The following is a 21,755-nucleotide window of genomic DNA, read 5'->3' as shown; positions in this document are numbered from 1 at the left end:
GACGGCACCCCGAGACTCCCTAGCCCCCGTAGGCCCCGCTGGCGGTCAGCCGCAGCGCGGTGTCGATCAGCGGAACGTGGCTGAAGGCCTGCGGGAAGTTGCCCACCTGGCGCTGGGCCTTGGGGTCCCACTCCTCGGCGAGCAGGCCCAGGTCGTTGCGGAGCGAGAGCAGCTTTTCGAAGAGCTTGCGGGCCTCGTCCACCCGGCCGATCATCGCGAGATCGTCGGCGAGCCAGAACGAGCACGCCAGGAAGGCCCCTTCCTCGCCTTCCAGGCCGTCCACCCCGAGATCGTCGGCGCCGGACGTCGGGTAGCGCAGCACGAACCCGTCCTCGGTGGACAGCTCCCGCTGGATCGCCTCGATGGTGCCGATGACGCGCTTGTCGTCCGGCGGCAGAAAGCCCATCTGCGGGATCAGCAGCAGCGAGGCGTCCAGCTCCTGCGAGCCGTAGGACTGGGTGAAGGTGTTGCGCTCCTTGTCGTAGCCGTTCTCGCAGACGTCCCGGTGGATCGTCTCGCGCAGGTCCCGCCAGCGCTCCAGCGGACCGTCGACGTCCCCGGACTCGATCAGCTTGACCGTGCGGTCGACCGCGACCCAGGTCATGACCTTGGAGTGCACGAAGTGCCGGCGCGGACCGCGGACCTCCCAGATGCCCTCGTCCGGCTCGTCCCAGTGCTTCTCCACCCACTGGATCAGCTTGAGCTGGAGCAGCGAGGCGTAGTCGTTGCGGGCCAGCCCCGTCATGTGCGCCAGGTGCAGCGCCTCGGTGACCTCGCCGTAGACATCGAGCTGGAGCTGTCCCGCGGCGCCGTTGCCGACCCGTACCGGACGGGAATTCTCGTATCCCGGAAGCCAGTTGAGCTCGTTCTCGCCCAATTCCCGCTCACCGGCGATGCCGTACATGATCTGGAGGTTCTCCGGGTCGCCGGCCACCGCCCGCAGCAGCCACTCCCGCCAGGCCCGGGCCTCCTCGCGGTAGCCGGTGCGCAGCAGGGAGGACAGCGTGATCGCCGCGTCCCGCAGCCAGGTGAAGCGGTAGTCCCAGTTGCGCACCCCGCCCAGGCACTCCGGCAGCGAGGTCGTCGGCGCCGCCACGATCCCGCCGGTCGGCGCGTACGTCAGCGCCTTGAGCGTGATCAGCGAACGCACCACCGCGTCACGGTAGGGGCCGTGGTACGTGCAGTGCTCGACCCACTCGCGCCAGAACTCCTCGGTGGCCTCCAGCGACCCCTCCGGGTCCGCCACGGCCGGCGGCCGCTTGTGCGAGGGCTCCCAGCTGATCGTGAACGCGATCCGCTCACCCGGCGAGACGGTGAAGTCGGAGTAGGTGGTGAGGTCCTTGCCGTAGGTCTCGGCCGCGGTGTCCAGCCACACCGAGTCGGGGCCCGCGACGGCCACCGTACGGTCGTCGATCTTGTGCACCCACGGCACGACCCAGCCGTAGGAGAAGCGCATCCGCAGCTCGGAGCGCATCGGGACGCGGCCGCTGACGCCCTCCACGATGCGGATCAGCTGCGGCGCCCCGTCACGCGGCGGCATGAAGTCGATCACCCGGACCGTGCCGCGCGGGGTGTCCCACTCCGATTCCAGCACCAGCGAATCGCCCCGGTAGCGCCGGCGGTCGGCCGGCACCGGGCGGCTCCCCGACCCGTTGGCCGGCCCCATCCGCCAGAAACCGTGCTCCTCCGTGCCCAGCAGCCCGGCAAAGACCGCCGGCGAGTCGAAGCGGGGCAGGCACAGCCAGTCCACCGTGCCGTCCCGGCACACTAGAGCGGCGGTTTGCATATCGCCGATAAGTGCGTAGTCCTCGATGCGCCCGGCCACGTGCGTCTCCCGTCGAACTGGAGTCACGCCCCCCATGGGACGTTGTGATTGTCCGTCCTGCCCATGAAACGTCGCCGAGCAGCGGGACCGGAAATTCGGGCTGGGGGCACCGCCCAGCGGTAGCTGGGGGAGGGTGGTGCCTTCCCGGACGGCTCAGGGTGGTGCCTTCCCGGACGGCTCGTCGCGAGTGTCCGAGCAGGATACGACGCACGTGGGTTCTCCGCGCGACCCTCGCGAGGACGAACATGGTCCGAACGGGTGGCCTCCGTCACGTGACCCCGGCACGGGCGCCGCCGCCGCACGGATTCCGCTTCCGGCCGGACGCGACCACCTCAGGTCGCTGATAGCCTGGTATCCCGTGGACCGGTGGGCCGCCCAGAGACGTCACGGCAGTGGTGAAGGCACCCCCGAGCCGCAGCGAGGCACCCCTGAAACCCCAGGCCGGCGCCGCTTCGCACCTCTCCACCTCGCGACCACGGGAGCCCCCTCTTGGCCATGCCGCCCAAATCCACGACGACCAAGCACCTCTTCGTCACCGGGGGCGTCGCCTCCTCTCTCGGCAAGGGCCTCACCGCCTCCAGCCTGGGAGCGCTCCTGAAGGCGCGCGGCCTGCGGGTCACGATGCAAAAGCTCGACCCGTACCTCAACGTCGACCCGGGAACGATGAACCCGTTCCAGCACGGTGAGGTCTTCGTCACCAACGACGGCGCCGAGACCGACCTGGACATCGGCCACTACGAGCGGTTCCTCGACGTCGACCTCGACGGCTCCGCGAACGTCACCACCGGTCAGGTCTACAACACCGTGATCGCCAAGGAGCGGCGCGGCGAGTACCTCGGTGACACCGTGCAGGTCATCCCGCACATCACCAACGAGATCAAGCACCGCATCCGGCGGATGGCGACCGAGGACGTCGACGTCGTCATCACCGAGGTCGGCGGCACCGTCGGCGACATCGAGTCGCTGCCGTTCCTGGAGACCGTCCGCCAGGTCCGCCACGAGGTCGGCCGGGACAACGTCTTCGTCGTGCACATCTCGCTGCTCCCCTACATCGGCCCGTCCGGTGAGCTGAAGACCAAGCCGACCCAGCACTCGGTCGCGGCGCTGCGCAACATCGGTATCCAGCCCGACGCGATCGTGCTGCGCGCCGACCGCGAGGTCCCCACCGCCATCAAGCGCAAGATCTCGCTGATGTGCGACGTCGACGAGGCCGCGGTCGTCGCCGCGATCGACGCCCCGTCGATCTACGACATCCCCAAGGTGCTGCACACCGAGGGCCTGGACGCCTATGTCGTGCGCAAGCTGGACCTGCCGTTCCGCGACGTGAACTGGACCCAGTGGGAGGACCTGCTGGACCGCGTCCACAACCCCGACCACGAGGTCCGGGTCGCGCTGGTCGGCAAGTACATCGACCTGCCGGACGCCTACCTCTCGGTCACCGAGGCGCTGCGGGCCGGCGGCTTCGCGAACAAGACCCGGGTGAAGCTGAAGTGGGTCACCTCCGACGACTGCAAGACCCCGGCCGGCGCCGCCGAGCAGCTCGCGGACTGTGACGCGGTCTGCATCCCCGGCGGCTTCGGCGACCGCGGCGTGGACGGCAAGGTCGGCGCGATCACCTACGCCCGGGAGAACAAGCTCCCGCTGCTCGGCCTGTGCCTGGGCCTGCAGTGCGTGGTCATCGAGGCGGCCCGCAACCTCGCCGGCATCGCGGGCGCGAACTCCACCGAGTTCGACCCGGCCGCGGCCGACCCGGTCATCTCCACGATGGCCGAGCAGATGGACATCGTCGCAGGTGAGGGCGATATGGGCGGCACGATGCGACTGGGCATGTACCCGGCCAAGCTCGCCGAGGGCTCGATCGTCCGCGAGGTCTACGACGACCAGCCCTACGTCGAGGAGCGCCACCGCCACCGCTACGAGGTCAACAACGCCTACCGCGGTGAGCTGGAGAAGAAGGCCGGGCTGCAGTTCTCCGGAACCTCCCCGGACAACAAGCTCGTCGAGTACGTCGAGTACCCGCGCGAGGTGCACCCCTACCTCGTCGCCACCCAGGCGCACCCCGAGCTGCGCTCCCGCCCGACCCGCCCGCACCCGCTCTTCGCCGGACTGGTGAAGGCCGCGGTCGCGCGCAAGACGGGCGCCGCGAAGTAGCCGCACCGCGACGGATACGGTTGCCGGGGTACGGCCTCGTTCTTCGAGGCCGTACCCCGGTTTCTGCGTTGTAGAGGCACATACAGGAGGACGCGCCATGGCGATCAAGGACACCCCCGAGGAGTGGACGGTCACCGCGACCACGACGCCGTTCACCGGGAACAAGACCAGCGTCCGCACCGACCTGGTCGTCATGCCGGACGGCTCCACCGTCTCGCGCGACTACCAGGTCCACCCCGGCTCGGTGGCCGTCGTCGCGCTCGACGACGAGGGCCGGGTGCTGGTGCTGCGCCAGTACCGCCACCCCGTGCGCCAGAAGCTGTGGGAGATCCCCGCCGGGCTGCTCGACATCCCCGGCGAGAACCCGCTGCACGCCGCGCAGCGCGAGCTGTACGAGGAGGCACACGTCAGCGCCGGCGACTGGCGGGTGCTGACCGATGTCTACACCACGCCCGGCGGCTGCGACGAGGCCGTACGGATCTTCCTCGCCCGCGGGCTGTCCGAGGCACAGGGGGAGCGCTTCGAGGTCTCCGAGGAGGAGGCCGACATGGAGCTGGCGCGGGTCCCGCAGGAGGAGCTGGTGCGCGGGGCGCTCGCCGGTGAACTCCACAACAACTGCCTCGTCGTGGGCGTGCTGGCGCTCGCCGCGGCCCGGGGCGGCGCCGGCCTGGACGCGCTGCGCCCCGCCGACGCGCCGTGGCCGGCCCGTCCCTTCGAGGCCTGAGCCGCCGCGCCGCCGCCGCGGGCCCGTCGGATGATCCGCCGATCCGATCGGGTGACGCAACCGCCCTGCTCCGCACCGGACGTGACGGGCTGTGAACTACCCTCGGCAGGGTGCCGTCCGCGCCCCAGCGGCGGACTCGTACGCGCAGGTGGACGGGAGCGTGACCGGTGACGGACCAGGCGGTGGGCGGGGGACCCCTCCTGCCGGAGACGGGGGAGGCGCCGGCCGCGCCGGTACCCGGCAAGCGCGCCCCCGGAGCCCGTCCGGAGGGCGCCGCCGCCCGCCCCGCGCCGGCCGCCGCCCCGCACTTCGCCGGGCGCCGCCGGGAACTCAAGGAACTGCACGCCGACATCGCCCGGGCCGGCCTGGACACCCTCTCCGGCCGCAAGGGCACCCGCAGCCGGGTCCTGCTGATCGCCGGCCGCCCCGGTTCGGGACGGACGGCCCTGGCCGAGCAGCTGCTGCGCGAGCGGGCCGCCGACCACCCCGACGGGGTGCTGCGGGCCACGCTGACCGGGCCCGGCGGCGAACCGGCCGACACCGCCCGCACCGCCCGTGAGCTGCTGACCGCCCTGGGCGCCGAGGCCCCGCCGGGCGCCGCCGAGGACGAGCTGACCGCGCAGCTGCGCGGGGCGCTCGCCGGGCGCCGCGTCCTGCTCTTCCTGGACGACGCCCCGGGCGCCGAACAGGTCGAACCGCTGCTCCCGGACGCCCCGGACTGCCTGGTCGTGGTCGTCTCCCAGGGGCCGCTGACCGGCATTCCGGACGTCCGGCCGTGTGCCCTGGGCGGGCTGGACGGCGCGGCCGGCGTCGAGATCCTCAGCCGGTACGCCGGGCCGACCCGGATCACCGTCGACCCCCGGACCGCCGACAGCGTCGTGGAGGAGTGCGGCGGCCAGCCCGCCGCGCTGGTGCTGGCCGGTGCCTGGCTCGCCGCCCGCCCCATGTCCTCGGTCGCCGATCTGTACCGGGCGCTGCACGACATCGCGCTGCCCGAGGACCTGCCCACCGGCGTCCGCCCGCTGTGCCGCGCCTTCCGGCTCGCCCACGACGCGCTGCCGGCGCCCGCCGCCCGGATACTGAGGCTGCTCACCCTCGCGCCGGGCGGCCTGGTGGACGCCCACATCGCCTCCGCGCTGGCCGGCTGCTCGGTCGCCGCGGCCGCCACGACCCTGGACGACTTCGCCACGCTCGGCCTGCTGCGCCCGCTCGCCGCGGCGCGGGACGAGGCCGGCGACGGCGCGGGCACCCGCACGCCGGACGCCGCCATGCACCCCCCGTACCGCCTGCCCGGCTGCCTCGATCCGCTGCTGCGGGCGCTGCTGCCGGAGCACGAGCGCCCGGCGGAGGTCCAGCTGGCCCGCGCCCGGATGCTGGAGCGGACCGTACGGCTGCTGCAGTCCTGCCGCGCCATGGGGGAGCCGGCCGACTCGCCCGCCCGGCAGCAGGTCGCCGGCCTGCCGCGCTCCCTGCGCTTCGCCTCGAAGGCGGCCGCCGCGCACTGGCTGCACGGCCGCCGCGGCGCGCTGCTCGACGCCGCCGCGATGGCCGTCGCGGACGGTGAACTCGACACCCTGGACCGGCGGTTGATGGCCGCGCTGACCCGCACCCTGCTCGCGCACCGCGGCGCCGAGGCCGCCGCGCCGGACCTCTACGCGCTGCACGGGCTCGTCCTGCGGGTCGCCGAACGGCGCGGACTGGCCCGGGAGCGGGCCGCCGCGCTGCTCAACCTCGCCGACCTGGACGGCCGGGCGAGCCGTACCGCACAGGCCCTGACCCGCTACCGGCAGGCGCTGGAGGCGGCCCGTTCGGTGTCGGACCCGGTGGCCACCGGCCGCGCGCTGGAGTCCCTGGGCTGCTCGTACAGCGAGCTGGGCGACTGGCAGCGGGCCGCCGACTGGTACGGCCGGGCGCTGGAGCTGCGGCTGGCCCGCGGCGAGGGGTCCGACGCGGCGCGGCTGTACGGCCGGATCGGCGGCGCGCACTCCTGCGCGGGCCGCTGGGACGAGGCGCTCACGTCCTGGCGGGCGGCCGCCCGGACCTTCCGCCGGCTCGGCGAGGTGTCCGGCCAGGCGCGGGCGACCGGCGAGATGGCCCGGGTGCGGGAGTACGCGGGACGGCCCGAGGAGGCGCTGCGGACCTGCCTGGAGGCCCTCGATCTCGCCCGGAAGGCGGAGGACGGACGACTGGAGGCGGCACTGCAGCTGCGGATCGCGGACACCCTCGAGCGGCTCGGCGACCCCGCCGCGGCACGGCTGCACCGCTCCGTCGGAGAACGACTCCTCGAAGATTACCCCGAGTGACCTACGAAATCGGTAGTGCTACTCCGAAAGATTAATGCTTTGCAAGGCTAGACAAGATGAGCTCCTTCAATAGACTGGCTGGGCCGCGTACGGCGCGGTCAGTTCCGTCATGCAGCGCATGAGGGGATAATTCCTCCTGCACCCTCTCTTTCAAGGACCGTGATCGACGTGAAGGTCGGCATCCCCCGCGAGGTCAAGAACAACGAGTTCCGCGTGGCCATCACGCCCGCCGGAGTCCACGAACTCGTCCGCCACGGCCACCAGGTCTTCGTCGAGAAGGACGCCGGTCTCGGCTCGTCCATCTCGAACGAGGAGTACGTCGCCGCCGGCGCCGGCATCCTCGACACCGCCGATGAGGTCTGGGGCACCGCCGACCTGCTGCTGAAGGTCAAGGAGCCGATCGCGGAGGAGTACCACCGCCTCCGCAAGGACCAGACGCTCTTCACCTACCTGCACCTGGCCGCGTCGCGGGAGTGCACGGACGCGCTGCTGGAGTCCGGCACCACCGCCATCGCCTACGAGACCGTCGAGACCGCCGGCCGCGCGCTGCCGCTGCTGGCCCCGATGTCCGAGGTCGCGGGCCGGATCGCCCCGCAGGTCGGCGCCTACCACCTGATGCGCCAGGCCGGCGGCCGCGGCGTGCTGCCCGGCGGTGTCCCCGGTGTCGCGGCGGGCAAGGCCGTCATCATCGGCGGTGGCGTCTCCGGCTGGAACGCGCTGCAGATCGCCGTGGGCCTCGGCTTCCACGTCACCCTGCTCGACAAGGACATCAACAAGCTCCGCGAGGCCGACAAGATCTTCGGCACCAAGGTGCAGACGATCGTCTCCAACGCCTACGAGCTGGAGAAGGCCGTCGTCGAGGCCGACCTCGTCGTCGGTGCCGTCCTGATCCCCGGCGCCAAGGCCCCCAAGCTGGTCACCAACGAGCTCGTCGCCAAGATGAAGCCCGGAAGTGTTCTTGTCGACATCGCGATCGACCAGGGCGGCTGCTTCGAGGACTCGCGTCCCACCACGCACGCCGAGCCGACCTTCGAGGTCCACAACTCGGTCTTCTACTGCGTCGCCAACATGCCCGGCGCGGTGCCGAACACCTCCACCTACGCCCTCACCAACGCCACGCTGCCCTACATCGTGGAGCTGGCGAACCGCGGCTGGGCCGAGGCGCTGCGCCGTGACCCGGCGCTGGCCAAGGGCCTGAACACGCACGACGGCAAGGTCGTCTACGGCCCGGTCGCCGAGGCGCACGAGCTGGAGCACATCGAGCTGCGCACCCTCCTCGGCTGACGCGTCAACGACACGCGTCAACGCGGCACATCCGGCCGGGTCCTGGTCACAGGGCCCGGCCGGTCGCATGTCCGACCAGCGGAATCATGTGTTCCGGAACGGGCACTCTCAACTCGCCGCGAACGTAACCCTTTAACCGATTCGCGCACCCCCAAAACATCGGTGCGATACCGCCTGCGCCCTTGACATCGGGGGGTCCGGTTACCGACACATCGTGCCGGGTCCGGTGGATTGTGTTGCTGCGGACGCCCGACACGCCATAGAGTCGCCAACCGTCGGCATGGTGCCACGCTGACCTATCGATAAAGTTTCCTGGTGACATCCAAGGAGGTAAGACGACTTGTGAATGAGTCGACATTTTCTCCCGGAGGTGGTCAACCAGGAGTGGTTGCACGGGGCCAGGGTCCCTCGGGGCGCGAGGCTGTCGGCTCCGTCGCGGTCCACACCTCAGCAACCCACCAGAGCATTTCCACGACAGCCCACCAGAGCATGGACGGCCATCACGTGAACGCCATGGCCGGCGACCGGGGCAGTGGAGAACCCGCCCGTCTCGCCGACTACGACGACCTGCCCCAGGGGCACTTCTACGATCCGGACGCGGAGTACGAGCCGGACCCCGAATACGCCGCGACGCTCGCGCCGGACGCCGCGCGACAGCGCCGCGAACGCGTCGGCCCGACCGGACGCCCGCTCCCTTACTTCCCCATCCCCGGACCGCTGTCGGACCACGGCCCGGCCAAAATCATCGCGATGTGCAACCAGAAGGGCGGGGTCGGCAAGACCACCTCGACCATCAACCTGGGTGCCGCGCTCGCCGAATACGGCCGCCGGGTGCTGCTCGTCGACTTCGACCCGCAGGGTGCCCTGTCGGTCGGACTCGGCGTCAACCCGATGGAGCTCGACCTGACGGTCTACAACCTGCTCATGGAGCGCGGGATGTCGGCCGACGAGGTGCTCCTGAAGACCGCGGTCCCCAACATGGACCTGCTGCCCAGCAACATCGACCTGTCCGCGGCAGAGGTGCAGTTGGTCAGCGAGGTCGCGCGCGAGTCGACCCTCCAGCGCGCGCTGAAGCCGCTGCTGGCCGACTACGACTACATCGTCATCGACTGCCAGCCGTCCCTCGGTCTGCTCACGGTGAACGCCCTGACGGCGGCTCACAAGGTGATCGTGCCGCTGGAGTGCGAGTTCTTCGCGCTGCGTGGTGTCGCGCTGCTCACCGAGACGATCGAGAAGGTGCAGGAGCGGCTCAACCCCGAGCTGGAGCTGGACGGCATCCTGGCGACGATGTACGACTCCCGCACCGTGCACAGCCGTGAGGTCCTGGCGCGTGTCGTCGAGGCCTTCGACGATCACGTCTACCACACCGTCATCGGCCGTACGGTCCGCTTCCCGGAGACCACCGTCGCGGGCGAGCCGATCACCACCTACGCCTCCAACTCCGTCGGGGCGGCCGCCTATCGCCAGCTCGCCAGGGAGGTGCTCGCCCGGTGTCACGCCGAGTGAGTCTTCCGGGAGCCGACGAACTGTTCCGTACCACCGGGGGAGTGGGGCTGCAGGCCTCCACCCCCCGCCGGCCGGTGAACGGCTCGGCGGCGCCCGGCGAGGCGCCCCGCGTGCCCGCACCGGCCGGCGAACCCGATCCGGCGGCGGACGCGCCGGAGACGGCCACCGCGGTCCGCCCGCGGCGGCCCCACGCCGGCGCGGACACCCCCGCGGCCACGGCCGGTGACGGCGGACCGGCCACCCCGCCGCGGGTGCCCGCCGTCGGCGCCCCGGCCGAGCACGGCGGGCGCGAGACGGACGGCGACGCCGCCAAGAACCACCGGGGCCAGGCCGGACCGGCCGGGGCCGACGCGGCCGCGGCCGCCCAGCAGGCCGGCGGCCAGGGCCGCCGGCGCGGTGGCCGTGGCGCCAACCGCCGCCCCAGCGGCCGGGAACGGCACGATGAGAAGATCACCGTCTATGTCTCCGCCGAGGAGCTCATGGACCTCGAACACGCCCGGCTGGTGCTGCGCGGCGAGCACGGCCTCGCCGTCGACCGCGGCCGGATCGTCCGCGAGGCGGTCGCCGTGGTCCTCGCCGACCTCGAATCGCGCGGCGACGCCAGCATCCTCGTCAGGCGGCTGCGCGGCCGTTAGGCGTGCCACGGGATAACCTGCCCAACCGGCGGGCTGTCCCGCCCGTGACCAGCCCGCCGCCCCCGGCGCGGGACCTCCGCAGCATGGACCGCGATGCCGACGACCCACGACGACGCCCCCCGGTCCCGCGCCCGCAGATCACTCGGGCCCGGGCCGGCCGAGGCAGCGGCGGAGCCGGCGGCACCCGGGACCCCGGATCGGTCCGGGGACACCGCTCCCGTTCCGGCCCCGGCGGCCGCGGTGGACGGGGAGACCCCGCAGGCCGATTCCGCCGCGACCGCGCCGAGGGACGGCGGCGGGGCCGGCGAGGGCACCTTCACCCTCCGGCTGGACAACTTCGAGGGCCCCTTCGACCTCCTGTTGCAGCTGATCTCCAAGCACAAGCTGGACGTCACCGAGGTCGCCCTGTCGAAGGTCACCGACGAGTTCATGGCGCACATCCGCGCCATGGGGCCGGACTTCGACCTGGATCAGACCACCGAGTTCCTGGTCGTCGCGGCGACCCTGCTGGACCTCAAGGCGGCCCGGCTGCTGCCCGTGGCCGAGGTGGAGGACGAGGCGGACCTCGCGCTGCTGGAGGCCCGTGACCTGCTCTTCGCCCGGCTCCTGCAGTACCGCGCCTACAAGCGGATCGCGGACATCTTCAGCGGCCGGCTGGCCGACGAGGGCCGGCGTCATCCCCGTACCGTCGGGCTGGAGCCGCACCTCGCCGAGCTGCTGCCCGAGGTCGCGATCAGCATCGGCGCGGAGGGCTTCGCCCGGCTCGCGGTGAAGGCGATGCAGCCCCGGGCCAGGCCGCAGGTCTACGTCGACCACATCCACGCGCCGCTGGTGAGCGTGCGCGAGCAGGCCGACGTGGTGATGGCGCGGCTGCGGGAGGCGGGCGAGGCCGGCTTCGGCAAGCTGATCGCCGACGCACCCGACACCCTCACCGTCGTGGCCCGCTTCCTGGCCCTGCTGGAGCTCTACCGGGAGCGGGTGGTGGCCCTGGAGCAGGAGGAGGCCCTGGGTGAGCTGCTGGTCCGCTGGACGGGCACGGAGGGGGCCGCGCCGCGGGTCACGGACGAGTTCGACCGGGAGCCGGGACAGCGGGCGGACGCGCGGGCGTCGGAGCAGGCGGAGGAGGAGCAGGTATGAGCGGTGTGGCCGGTGGTGAGGCCTACGACGTCACGGAGGCGGGCGCGCGGCCGCGGACCGGGGCGGACGACGACCCGGGGGCGCCGGCCGGGGCGCTGGGCGTCGAGGAGCTGGCGCTGAAGCCCGCGCTGGAGGCCGTCCTGATGGTCGTCGACGAGCCGGCGACCGAGGAGCACCTGGCCAGGGTGCTCCAGCGGCCCCGGCGGGCGGTGGCGCTCGCGCTGCGGGAGCTGGCCGACGACTACACCCGCCAGGGGCGCGGATTCGATCTCCGGCTGGTCGCCGGCGGCTGGCGCTTCTACTCCCGTGCCGCCTACGCGGACGCGGTGGAGAGCTTCGTCCTGGACGGGCAGCAGGCCCGGCTCACGCAGGCCGCATTGGAGACTCTGGCCGTGGTCGCGTACCGTCAGCCGGTCAGCCGTTCCCGGGTCTCGGCCGTACGCGGCGTGAACTGTGACGGTGTGATGCGCACGCTCCTCCAGCGCGGCCTGGTGGAGGAGGCGGGGACGGAACCTGAAACAGGTGCGATCCTGTACAGGACGACGAATTACTTTCTGGAGCGGATGGGCCTGCGAGGCCTGGACGAGCTCCCTGAGCTCGCACCCTTCCTCCCGGAGGCGGAAGCGGTCGAGGGCGACTCCCCGGAAGGTATCCCGTCGTTCGACGTAGACGACAGCGGCGACTCTCAGACGGATCATTGATGCGAAGCAGCGGCAGGAACAACAGGGACAGCGGTCGGGGCGATCACCGCGGAGCCGAGGGGGGCTCCGCCCGGCCGAAGGCCGGCGGCAAGCGGGACGACAAGCAGCAGCGCGCGGGCCGCCCCCGTCCCGAGGAGCGCCGCTACGACGTGGGCGGCTCCGGCGGCTCCGGTGGTTCCGGCGGCTCCTCGGGCCGCAAGGACGAGCGCACCGGCGGCGGCGCGAAGAGCGGTGGTCCCCAGAGCGGCGGCGCCAAGAGCGGCGGCAGCCGGGGCGCGGCGGCCCGCGGCGGCGCCAAGGGCGGCCCCCGTACCGGCGCGGCGTCCAAGGGTGCCCGCCCGGGCGCCAAGGGCGGCGGCCCGCGCGGCCGGGGCCAGGCGCCCGCACGCCCCCGTGAGTACGACGCCCAGGTGGAGGAGCGCAACCGCGCCCGCCACAGCAAGCCGCAGGTCAAGACCCCCAAGACCTTCGGCGAGCAGGAGGGCGAGCGGCTCCAGAAGGTGCTGGCCAGGGCCGGTATGGGCTCGCGCCGGGCCTGCGAGGAGCTGATCGACCAGGCGCGGGTCGAGGTCAACGGCCAGATCGTCATGGAGCAGGGCGTCCGGGTCGACCCGGAGAAGGACGAGATCAAGGTCGACGGCCTGACGGTCGCCACCCAGTCCTACCTGTTCTTCGCGCTGAACAAGCCGGCCGGCGTCGTCTCCACGATGGAGGACCCCGACGGCCGCCAGTGCCTGGGCGACTACGTCACCAACCGCGAGACGCGGCTGTTCCACGTCGGCCGGCTGGACACCGAGACCGAGGGCATCATCCTGCTCACCAACCACGGCGAGCTGGCCCACCGTCTGACGCACCCGCGCTACGGCGTCAAGAAGACCTACCTGGCCGCTATCCAGGGCCCGCTGCCGCGTGACCTGGGCAAGCAGCTCAAGGACGGCATCCAGCTGGAGGACGGCTACGCGCGCGCCGACCACTTCCGGGTCGTGGAGAACACCGGCAAGAACTACCTCGTCGAGGTGAGCCTCCACGAGGGCCGCAAGCACATCGTGCGCCGGATGCTGGCCGAGGCCGGCTTCCCGGTCGACAAGCTGGTGCGGACGGCCTTCGGCCCGATCGCCCTGGGCGACCAGAAGTCGGGCTGGCTGCGCCGGATGACGAACACCGAGGTCGGCATGCTGATGCGCGAGGTGGAGCTCTAAGGGGGTCCGCCGCCGGGGCCGCGCACCCGCGCCGAATTCCCTTGCGGCCAAGCCCTCACCACCCCTTAACGTCATCATGACGTTAAGGGGTGGTGCTGTTCATGGTGTCCACGGGGGCTTTCGCCACCGGTTCGCTGATCGGGCCGGCGCCGGGTGATGCGCTCGGCTGTCCCACCGAGTTCGACGACCTGCCGCTGCGCCGCAACGGCTCGGTCCTGGAGCGGCTGCTCTCCCCGCTGGTCGTGCACACCACCCCCGTGCATGCCGAACTGACCGCGCCGGCCCCGGGCCTGCTCACCGCCCACCACGCCCACCACTACCGGAGCTTCGCCGCGACCCAGTGGCGGCGCTTCGGGAAGACCGGCGAGCTGAAGCCGCTGCTGTACACGCTGCGGGTGCTGCTCACCGGCATCCACCTCATGGCCGGCGGCCGGGTGCAGCCCCATCTGCCCACCCGTGCCGCCGAGTTGCCCGCGCGGTGGTGGCGGCGGCGCGGCTGCGCGCGGACGTCGAGGCGCTGCACGCCCGGCTGGGCTGAGGGCGCTTCGGCGGGCCGGGGACGGGCGGCGCGGCCGAGGGGCGGCCGGGCCGGGTGCCGCGGCCGCCTCAGCCCTGCGCGGAGGCGGCCGCGGGCCCGGAAGAGGAAGTCCGCCACCCGGCCCACGTCGGGCTCGGCCGGCAGCGGCGAGCCGGAGACCGCCGCCTCGGCCTCCTCGGACAGCCGCGCCCTCCGCCGCGCGACCGTGAACCAGGCCACCTCTCCGCGCCGGACCGCCGGCAGCGCCTCCCGGTCGTCGCCGACGTCCAGGGTGAGCCGGCCCGTGCGGAGCAGATCGCGCGAGACGGCCAGCAGCCGCAGCAGATGCATGGCGTGCTTCCAGCGGGGCGCGCCGTGCCGGCGGACATCGGCCCGCAGCTGCTTGAGCCGGCCGGTCGCGTACCCCGCGAAGGTGCGGTGGGCCCGCCGCGACAGGAACGCCCCGCGCAGCGCGAGCAGCTCGCGCCCGACCGCGTCGACGCGCTCCACCAGGGGGAGTGCAGACACTCCAGGACGGTCGGGTTCGCGCGCAGCCCCAGCCGGCAGAAGGGTTCCAGCTCCCAGGAGAACTCCTCCTCGCGGCCCCTCCACAGGGGTGGGCGGCTTCTCGAAGCCCCGGAACAGCGGGGTGGGTGCGAGAGAGACCCGCGGCGGTCGGTGTCACCGGTCTCCGTGGCCGGCTCGAAGGCCCGCGAGCCCCTCACGCACGCGTGGACGGTGTGCTCGGCGACCAGCGGACGCCCTGCGGCGGCTTCCGGCATGGCGGAGATGGTGGCTGGTGGGAGGCCGAATGCCACCCGTTGTGCCGACCCGCATCCCGACGCCCCCGCGGAGTGCTCACGGTCGGTGCACGGAAGGTCGCCGGACGTGCGGAGGCGGCTCGGCCCGTTGTGCCGTGCGGCCGCCGGGCACGGAATGTCGGTGGGGCTGGTTACGCTGATCGGGACGCGCACGGGTGCGTGCGGCGGCACAGGACGCAGGGGAGCAGTGACGTGGCGGTACGAGCGGTCCGCGGGGCCGTCCAGCTGGAGCGGGACGACGCGCAGCACATGCAGGAGCAGGTCGGCGAGCTGCTCACCGCCGTCCTGGAGCGCAACGGCCTGCTGGCGGACGACCTCATCAGCGTGTGGTTCACCGCCACCCCCGATCTGCACAGCGACTTCCCGGCCGCCGCGGCCCGCGCCCTGGGCATCACGGACGTCCCGCTGATCTGCGCCCAGGAGCTGGACATCACCGGCGCCATGGAGCGCGTGGTGCGGGTGCTGGCCCATGTGGAGACCGACCTGTCCAGGGCCGGGATCGCCCATGTCTACCTCGGCGCGGCCGGGGCGTTGCGGAAGGACATCGCGCAGTGAGGACCGCCCTCGTCATCGGCACGGGCCTGATCGGCACCTCGGCCGCGCTCGCGCTGCACGCCCGCGGCGTGCAGGTCTTCCTGGAGGACCACGACCCGGCCCAGGCCCGCACCGCAGCGGCCCTCGGCGCCGGCACCACCGAGGCCCCCGGGGCGCCGGTCGATCTGGCGATCGTGGCCGTCCCCCCGGCCCATGTCGCCTCGGCCCTGGCGGACACGATGGGACGCGGCGTGGCCCGGGCCTACATCGACGTCGCCAGCGTCAAGGGCGGCCCGCGCCGTGAGCTGGAGGCCGCGGGCCGCGACCTGTCCCGCTACCTCGGCACCCACCCGATGGCCGGCAAGGAGCGCTCCGGCCCGCTGGCCGCCACCGCCGACCTCTTCGAGGGCCGCCCCTGGGTGCTCACCCCCACCCGCGACGGCGACACCGAGGTGCTCAATCTCGCACTGGAGCTGGTCGCGCTGTGCCGGGCCGTGCCGGTCGTGATGGACGCGGACGCGCACGACCGTGCCGTCGCCCTGGTCTCGCACACCCCCCAGCTGCTCTCCAGCCTCGTCGCCGCCCGCCTCAAGGGCGCCGACGAGACCGCGGTGCGCCTGTGCGGCCAGGGCATCCGGGATGTGACACGGATCGCGGCCTCCGACCCGGGCATGTGGATCGACATCCTGTCCGCCAACCCGGGCCCGGTCGCCGATGTGCTCTCCGAGGTCGCCGCCGATCTCGACGAGACCGTGCGGTCGCTGCGGGCCCTGGAGTCCGCCGACGAGGACAAGCGCGGCGGCGGCGCCCTCGGCATCGAGGACGTGCTGCGCCGTGGGAACGCCGGCCGCGACCGGGTGCCCGGCAAGCACGGCGCCGCCCCGGCCGCCTACGAGATCGTCGCCGTCCACATCGGCGACCAGCCCGGTGAGCTGGCCCGGATCTTCGCCGACGCCGGCCGGGTGGCGGTCAACATCGAGGATGTCCGCATCGAGCACGCCACCGGTCAGCAGGCGGGCTTCATCCAGCTCATGGTCGAGCCGCAGGCCGTGCCGGTGCTGACCGCGGAGCTGCGGGAGCGGGGCTGGTCCATCCGGCAGTGAGACCGTGGACGGGGCGGTGCGGGTGAGCCAGTAACCTTGTCCGAGGCCCTTGTGGCCCTTGGACCCCCGCCCCGTGTACAAGAAAGGTGTTCGTCACCGTGGAAACCGCCGCTCGGACCGCCCCGGCAGCAGTGATTGTCGCCATCGACGGCCCCGCAGGCACGGGCAAGTCCAGCACGTCCAAGGCCGTCGCCGCAGGGCTCGGCCTCGGCTACCTCGACACCGGCGCCCAGTACCGCGCGATCACCTGGTGGATGCTGAACAACGGCATCGACGTCAACGACGCGATCGCGGTGGCCGACGCGGCCGCCAAGCCCGTGATCGTCTCCGGCACCGACCCGGCCGCCCCGACCATCACGGTCGACGGCCTGGACGCCGCGGGCCCGATCCGCACCCAGGAGGTCACCGCCGCGGTCAGCGCCGTCAGCGCCGTCGCCGAGGTGCGGACCCTGATCACCGACCTCCAGCGCTCCATCGCCGCCGAGGCGCCGCACGGCATCGTCGTCGAGGGCCGGGACATCGGCATCACCGTCCTGCCCGACGCCGACCTCAAGATCTTCCTGACCGCCTCCCCCGAGGCCCGGGCGGCCCGCCGCAGCGGCGAGCTCAAGGGCAAGGAGGCGCAGGCGGGCGACCTGGCCGCCACCCGCGAGGCGCTGATCAAGCGGGACGCCGCCGACTCCGGCCGCAAGACCTCCCCGCTGGCCAAGGCGGACGACGCGGTCGAGGTGGACACCACCGAGCTGACCCTGGAGCAGGTCATCGAGTGCGTGGTCACCCTCATCGAGGGCGCCGGCGCCGAGAAGGCGGGGCGGGTCGCCCGGTGACCGACAGCGGCAGCGCGCCGAGCGCGGCAGGCGCCGCGGTCGGCCGGCGGATCGGCATCGGCCTGATGTACGGGCTGTGGCGGCCGCGGGTGCTGGGCGCCTGGCGGGTGCCCTCGGCCGGCCCGGTGATCCTCGCCGTCAACCACTCGCACGGCATCGACGGCCCGATGCTGATGGGCACCGCGCCGCGGCCGGTGCACTTCCTGATCAAGAAGGAAGCCTTCGCCGGCCCGCTGGACCCGTTCCTGCGGGGCATCGGGCAGGTGAAGGTGGACCGCAGCACCGCCGACCGCAAGGCGATCACCGACGCGCTCGGGGTGCTGAAGAACGGCGGGGTGCTGGGGATCTTCCCGGAGGGCACCCGGGGCGAGGGCGACTTCGCCTCCCTGCGGTCCGGACTGGCGTACTTCGCGGTGCGCTCCGGCGCCCCGGTCGTGCCGGTGGCGGTGCTCGGCAGCACCGACCGCCGCAGCCGGCTGACCCCGGCCGTGCCGCCGCTGCGCGCCCGTGTCGACGTCGTCTTCGGCGACGCCTTCGAGGCCCAGGAAGGCGCCGGTGACGGGCGGCAGGCGGGCGGCCTGCGCACCCGCAAGGCGCTCGACGAGGCGACCGTGCGGATCCAGGAGCGGTTGACCGCCCACCTGGACCGGGCCCGGCGCCTGACCGGGCGCTGACACCCACACTTGAGTAGTGGGCCGCGGACGAGCGGCCCACCGACCACGATGATGAACGAGGAACGGACTTCATGAACGACCAGAACCCCACCGGCGACGAGCACGGTGCGCTTGGCGACGCCGAGTACGCGGAGTTCATGGAGCTCGCCGCGGAAGAGGGCTTCGACCTGGAGGAGGTCGGCGGCGACATCGCCGCGGCCGGCCACGGCCCGCTGCCCGTCCTCGCCGTCATCGGCCGCCCCAACGTCGGCAAGTCGACGCTGGTGAACCGCATCATCGGCCGCCGTGAGGCGGTCGTCGAGGACCGGCCGGGCGTCACCCGCGACCGCGTCACCTACGAGGCCGACTGGAACGGTCGCCGCTTCAAGGTCGTCGACACCGGCGGCTGGGAGCAGGACGTGCTCGGCATCGACGCCTCCGTGGCGATGCAGGCCGAGTTCGCCATCGAGGCCGCGGACGCGGTGGTCTTCGTGGTCGACGCCAAGGTCGGCGCGACCGACACCGACGAGGCCGTCGTCAAGTTGCTGCGCCGCGCCGGCAAGCCCGTGGTCCTGGTCGCCAACAAGGTGGACGGCCCGTCCGGCGAGGCCGACGCCGCCATGCTGTGGTCGCTCGGCCTCGGCGAGCCGCACCCGGTCTCCGCCCTCCACGGCCGGGGTACCGGCGACATGCTCGACGCCGCCCTGGACGCCCTGCCCGAGGCGCCCGCGCAGACCTTCGGCACCGCGCTCGGCGGCCCCCGGCGGATCGCGCTCATCGGCCGCCCGAACGTCGGCAAGTCGTCGCTGCTGAACAAGGTCGCCGGCGAGGAGCGGGTGGTCGTCAACGAGCAGGCCGGCACCACCCGTGACCCGGTCGACGAGATGATCGAACTCGGCGGCAAGACCTGGAAGTTCGTGGACACCGCCGGCATCCGCCGGCGGGTGCACCTCCAGGAAGGCGCCGACTACTACGCCTCGCTGCGCACCGCGGCGGCCGTGGAGAAGGCCGAGGTCGCCGTCGTCCTGATCGACGCGGCCGAGTCCATCAGCGTCCAGGACCAGCGCATCATCACCATGGCCGTCGAGGCCGGCCGCGCCCTGGTGATCGCCTACAACAAGTGGGACACCCTCGACGAGGAGCGCCGCTTCTACCTGGAGCGGGAGATCGAGCGGGACCTCGTCCAGATCCCGTGGGCGATGCGGGTGAACGTCTCCGCGCGCACCGGCCGCCACATGGAGAAGCTGGTCCCGGCGATCGAGACGGCGCTGGCCGGCTGGGAGACCCGGATCCCCACCGGGCGGCTGAACGCCTTCCTCGGTGAGATCGTCGCCTCGCACCCGCACCCGATCCGCGGCGGCAAGCAGCCCCGCATCCTGTTCGGCACGCAGGCGGGCACCAAGCCGCCGCGCTTCGTCCTCTTCGCCTCCGGCTTCCTGGAGGCCGGCTACCGCCGCTTCGTCGAGCGCCGGCTGCGCGAGGAGTTCAGCTTCGACGGGACGCCGATCCACATCTCCGTGCGGGTGCGCGAGAAGCGCAGCAAGAAGAAGTAGCGGGTCCCCGGCCGCGCGGGCGGCTCAGCGTCCGTGCGGCCGGGTGTCGCGCGGGGCCGGCGGCAGCGCCGGCGCGTGGCCCCGGCGGTGGTAGGGCTGCCGGTTCACGACCTCCCAGTGGCCGGCGGGCGGAGGCGGGGTGCCCCAGTCCCCGGCGCCGCGCAGCACCTCCGGCAGCTCCGGCTCGTCCGTACGGTCCCCGGGCAGCGCCCGGAAGGAGCGGCGGTACTCGGCGTACAGCGCGTCGTAGATCGGGGTGGCCGAGCGGTGCTCCGTGGTGTGCGCCGTCCCGTGTTCGTACGACGGGCGCATGCCGGGGATCGGGTGGGTGTACGGGGCGCGGGAGGAGGCGTCGTATGCGTGCACGTATGTGCCAACGACCCCGATGGCCGTGGGATGCGGCTTTCGGGCGGAAATGGCTGATCGCGAGGGCATGACCGTCCGGAAGGGCGGTCCTGTCCCCGCGATCGGGTACCGAGCGACGGTCAGGTGCCGGCCAGCGGCATCTCCGCGGCGACCAGGGCGCCCTTCGCCGCGGCGTTCTCCAGCGCCTGCCGCATCAGGTCCTCGCGCGGCTGGTGGCCGATGCTGCCGGCCGGCGCGGCGTACATCAGCACCGACTGTGCCTTGTTGGCCGCGGCGCGCCAGCCGTCGGAGACGGCCAGCGGCTGGTGGGCCTGCCACCAGGCGGCCTGGTTGCCGGTGCTGCCCGGCTGGAGGACGGCGTGCAGCTTGCCCATGGCCAGCAGCGCGGACCAGCCCGGGTTCGGGCCGGGGAGCTGGTTCATGTCCGTCACCGGGTGGAAGCCCTGCTCCAGGAGCAGCGGGAGGAAGGCGTCGTCCTGGCCGGCCGAGCCGGGACGGGCGATCGGGCCGTCCGGCTCGACGACCAGGGCCGGGCGCAGATCGCCCTCGATCAGCACCAGTCCGCAGGTGATCCCGAGGGTCGCCTGGCGCGGGGTGGTGGGGACCGGGGCGGCCGGCGAGGGCTGCGCTCCGGGCGCGGGGGCGGCGGCGTCCTCTCCGGTGATGGAGCGCACGGCTCCCTGGAGCTGCTCCTCGGACACCGGGACGACCTGCGACGGGATGCAGGTGGCATGGGCGAACGCGAGCACCGCGGTCTCCTCGCCCACGAACAGGACGGTGCTGGTGCGCTCCTGGTCGCTGTCCCCGGGCGTCCGGCAGGAGGTGCAGTCATAGCTGCCGGGGGCGTCGCCACCGGCCAGCAGACGGTCGGCTTCTTCGTCGCCGATCTCGGCGCGAACGTCGTCACTGACGTCGAGCATGCGCGGCACGGGTGGCTCCTCGATCTCTGTGCGTCTGCCGGGTGGTCTCCCGGCTCGTACCAGGACAACGGGTGACCTGCGGCAGGGGTCACGCGAGGACGGGAACAGAATCGAACCAATCGCCGCACAGTGGAATTCAATGGAAAGCCGCCCCGCAAGCGGTCACATAGCGCCAACTCTTGCGCAGGACTTGGCGCAGTCGGGGCCGTTCCGTACGCCGGACCGGGTGGCAGCGCGCCGGCGAGGGCGTGGCGCGCTGGTCAACCGCGGACGGCTGCCTACCGTCACCGGCTATGTCGGACAACTCTTCGTCGCCACGTCGCTTCGCGGGATCCGTCGGACTTCTCGCCTCGGCCGCCGCCGCCCTGGTGCTCTGTCTGCCCGGTGGTGCAGCCGCCGCCGACGGGCCGGACGGCGGCGGCCCGGGCGGCGGCAGGACCGGGCACGCCTGCGCCGGCGACCAGTGGCCGTGGGGCTGCCTCGCGGAGTGCGAGAGCAGCGGTGACTGGCACATCAACACCGGCAACACCTTCTACGGCGGACTGCAGTTCTGGCAGCCCACCTGGGAGGCCTTCGGCGGCCTGGAGTTCGCCTCGCGGGCGGACCTCGCCACCCGCGACGAGCAGATCGAGATCGCCAAGCGGGTGCAGGCGGCCCAGGGCTGGGGCGCCTGGCCCGAGTGCGCCCGGCGCTACGGGCTGACCGGTGACGGCGAGCGGAGCCATGTCGTACGGCGCGGCGAGACGCTCGGCGGGATCGCCCGCAAGTACCGGGTGAAGGGCGGCTGGCAGGCGCTTCACCAGGCCAACCGCACGGCCCTGGGGGACAACCCGAACCGGCTCCCGGTCGGCACCAGGCTGCGCGTTCCCTAGACGGCGGTGCGGCACCCCCGGGTGGGGACTGCCGACCACGACCGGCGGCGCCCCGCGGGCACGGCCGCTCAGGGGGGCGTTTCCGGCCGTCCCGTGCGGCGCGTGACGCTCGTACCTCCCGTGG

At 72.9% G+C, this 21,755-nt stretch carries 19 protein-coding genes and 1 pseudogene; 16 read left to right on the top strand and 4 right to left on the bottom strand.

The features are described 5' to 3' along the window. Positions 1 to 19: 19 nt before the first annotated feature. A complete protein-coding gene (locus ACQP17_RS08310) occupies positions 20 to 1,861 on the bottom strand; it encodes a glycoside hydrolase family 15 protein (RefSeq protein ID WP_433855686.1) in 1,842 nt (613 codons plus the stop codon). Positions 1,862 to 2,320: 459 nt separating this feature from the next. On the opposite strand from ACQP17_RS08310, the gene ACQP17_RS08305 reads away from it, so the two are divergent. From ACQP17_RS08305 to ACQP17_RS08260, 10 genes and pseudogenes are all read left to right on the top strand, one after another. Further along, the gene (locus tag ACQP17_RS08305; protein WP_433855685.1) at positions 2,321 to 3,976 is read left to right on the top strand and encodes a CTP synthase; all 1,656 of its coding nucleotides are present in this window, start codon (positions 2,321 to 2,323) and stop codon (positions 3,974 to 3,976) included. A 97-nt stretch (positions 3,977 to 4,073) separates the two neighbouring features. Further along, a complete protein-coding gene (locus ACQP17_RS08300; protein WP_433855684.1) occupies positions 4,074 to 4,700 on the top strand; it encodes an NUDIX domain-containing protein in 627 nt (208 codons plus the stop codon). Between the two features lie 167 nt (positions 4,701 to 4,867). After that, positions 4,868 to 7,003 carry a tetratricopeptide repeat protein gene (locus tag ACQP17_RS08295; RefSeq protein ID WP_433855683.1) on the top strand — a complete coding sequence of 712 codons (2,136 nt, stop codon included), beginning with the start codon at positions 4,868 to 4,870 and terminating at the stop codon, positions 7,001 to 7,003. Between the two features lie 168 nt (positions 7,004 to 7,171). Beyond that, positions 7,172 to 8,287 carry an alanine dehydrogenase gene (gene ald, locus ACQP17_RS08290; protein ID WP_433859851.1) on the top strand — a complete coding sequence of 372 codons (1,116 nt, stop codon included), beginning with the start codon at positions 7,172 to 7,174 and terminating at the stop codon, positions 8,285 to 8,287. A gap of 489 nt (positions 8,288 to 8,776) precedes the next feature. Beyond that, entirely contained in the window at positions 8,777 to 9,793 is a 1,017-nt protein-coding gene (locus tag ACQP17_RS08285) for a ParA family protein (protein WP_030078562.1), read from the top strand. Beyond that, positions 9,778 to 10,428 carry a hypothetical protein gene (locus ACQP17_RS08280; RefSeq protein ID WP_433855682.1) on the top strand — a complete coding sequence of 217 codons (651 nt, stop codon included), beginning with the start codon at positions 9,778 to 9,780 and terminating at the stop codon, positions 10,426 to 10,428. Before ACQP17_RS08285 ends, ACQP17_RS08280 begins: the two co-directional genes overlap by 16 nt. A gap of 93 nt (positions 10,429 to 10,521) precedes the next feature. Then, positions 10,522 to 11,565 (top strand): segregation and condensation protein A, encoded by a 1,044-nt coding sequence (locus ACQP17_RS08275; RefSeq protein ID WP_433855681.1) that lies wholly within the window; start codon positions 10,522 to 10,524, stop codon positions 11,563 to 11,565. After that, positions 11,562 to 12,266 (top strand): SMC-Scp complex subunit ScpB, encoded by a 705-nt coding sequence (gene scpB, locus ACQP17_RS08270; RefSeq protein WP_433855680.1) that lies wholly within the window; start codon positions 11,562 to 11,564, stop codon positions 12,264 to 12,266. Before ACQP17_RS08275 ends, scpB begins: the two co-directional genes overlap by 4 nt. After that, complete coding sequence (locus ACQP17_RS08265) at positions 12,266 to 13,465, top strand: pseudouridine synthase (RefSeq protein WP_433855679.1); 1,200 nt, start codon at positions 12,266 to 12,268, stop codon at positions 13,463 to 13,465. Before scpB ends, ACQP17_RS08265 begins: the two co-directional genes overlap by 1 nt. Before the next feature lie 176 nt (positions 13,466 to 13,641). Further along, a pseudogene (locus tag ACQP17_RS08260) lies at positions 13,642 to 13,944 on the top strand (DNA polymerase beta superfamily protein); the annotation flags it as partial. A gap of 127 nt (positions 13,945 to 14,071) precedes the next feature. Here ACQP17_RS08260 and ACQP17_RS08255 read toward each other — a convergent pair. Next, positions 14,072 to 14,764 carry a DNA polymerase beta superfamily protein gene (locus ACQP17_RS08255; protein ID WP_433859850.1) on the bottom strand — a complete coding sequence of 231 codons (693 nt, stop codon included), beginning with the start codon at positions 14,762 to 14,764 and terminating at the stop codon, positions 14,072 to 14,074. A 231-nt stretch (positions 14,765 to 14,995) separates the two neighbouring features. On the opposite strand from ACQP17_RS08255, the gene aroH reads away from it, so the two are divergent. From aroH to der, 5 genes are all read left to right on the top strand, one after another. Beyond that, positions 14,996 to 15,358, top strand: a complete 363-nt coding sequence (aroH, locus tag ACQP17_RS08250) for a chorismate mutase (RefSeq protein WP_364880646.1) — start codon at positions 14,996 to 14,998, stop codon at positions 15,356 to 15,358. Beyond that, positions 15,355 to 16,440: a prephenate dehydrogenase gene (locus ACQP17_RS08245; protein ID WP_433855678.1), complete on the top strand. Its 1,086-nt coding sequence runs from the start codon at positions 15,355 to 15,357 to the stop codon at positions 16,438 to 16,440. The genes aroH and ACQP17_RS08245 overlap by 4 nt, the downstream gene beginning before the upstream one ends. Positions 16,441 to 16,526: 86 nt before the next feature. Beyond that, a complete protein-coding gene (gene cmk, locus ACQP17_RS08240; protein ID WP_433855677.1) occupies positions 16,527 to 17,267 on the top strand; it encodes a (d)CMP kinase in 741 nt (246 codons plus the stop codon). Beyond that, positions 17,264 to 17,941, top strand: a complete 678-nt coding sequence (locus ACQP17_RS08235) for a lysophospholipid acyltransferase family protein (RefSeq protein WP_433855676.1) — start codon at positions 17,264 to 17,266, stop codon at positions 17,939 to 17,941. Before cmk ends, ACQP17_RS08235 begins: the two co-directional genes overlap by 4 nt. 71 nt (positions 17,942 to 18,012) lie before the next feature. Further along, positions 18,013 to 19,473, top strand: coding sequence for a ribosome biogenesis GTPase Der (gene der, locus ACQP17_RS08230; protein WP_364880638.1), 1,461 nt, complete (start codon positions 18,013 to 18,015; stop codon positions 19,471 to 19,473). Between the two features lie 24 nt (positions 19,474 to 19,497). On the opposite strand, the gene ACQP17_RS08225 is transcribed toward der, so the two are convergent. Further along, entirely contained in the window at positions 19,498 to 19,839 is a 342-nt protein-coding gene (locus ACQP17_RS08225) for a hypothetical protein (RefSeq protein WP_364880637.1), read from the bottom strand. 119 nt (positions 19,840 to 19,958) lie between these two features. Beyond that, a complete protein-coding gene (locus tag ACQP17_RS08220) occupies positions 19,959 to 20,768 on the bottom strand; it encodes a hypothetical protein (protein ID WP_433855675.1) in 810 nt (269 codons plus the stop codon). Between the two features lie 284 nt (positions 20,769 to 21,052). On the opposite strand from ACQP17_RS08220, the gene ACQP17_RS08215 reads away from it, so the two are divergent. Then, positions 21,053 to 21,631, top strand: a complete 579-nt coding sequence (locus tag ACQP17_RS08215) for a transglycosylase family protein (RefSeq protein WP_433855674.1) — start codon at positions 21,053 to 21,055, stop codon at positions 21,629 to 21,631. Positions 21,632 to 21,755 lie beyond the last annotated feature (124 nt).

Origin of the sequence: Streptomyces kronopolitis (assembly GCF_050953795.1) — a bacterium.
GTDB lineage: Bacteria > Actinomycetota > Actinomycetes > Streptomycetales > Streptomycetaceae > Streptomyces > Streptomyces kronopolitis_A.
The sequence above is the reverse complement of the archived record's forward strand: the minus strand, read 5'-3'. Positions and strand labels throughout refer to the sequence as shown.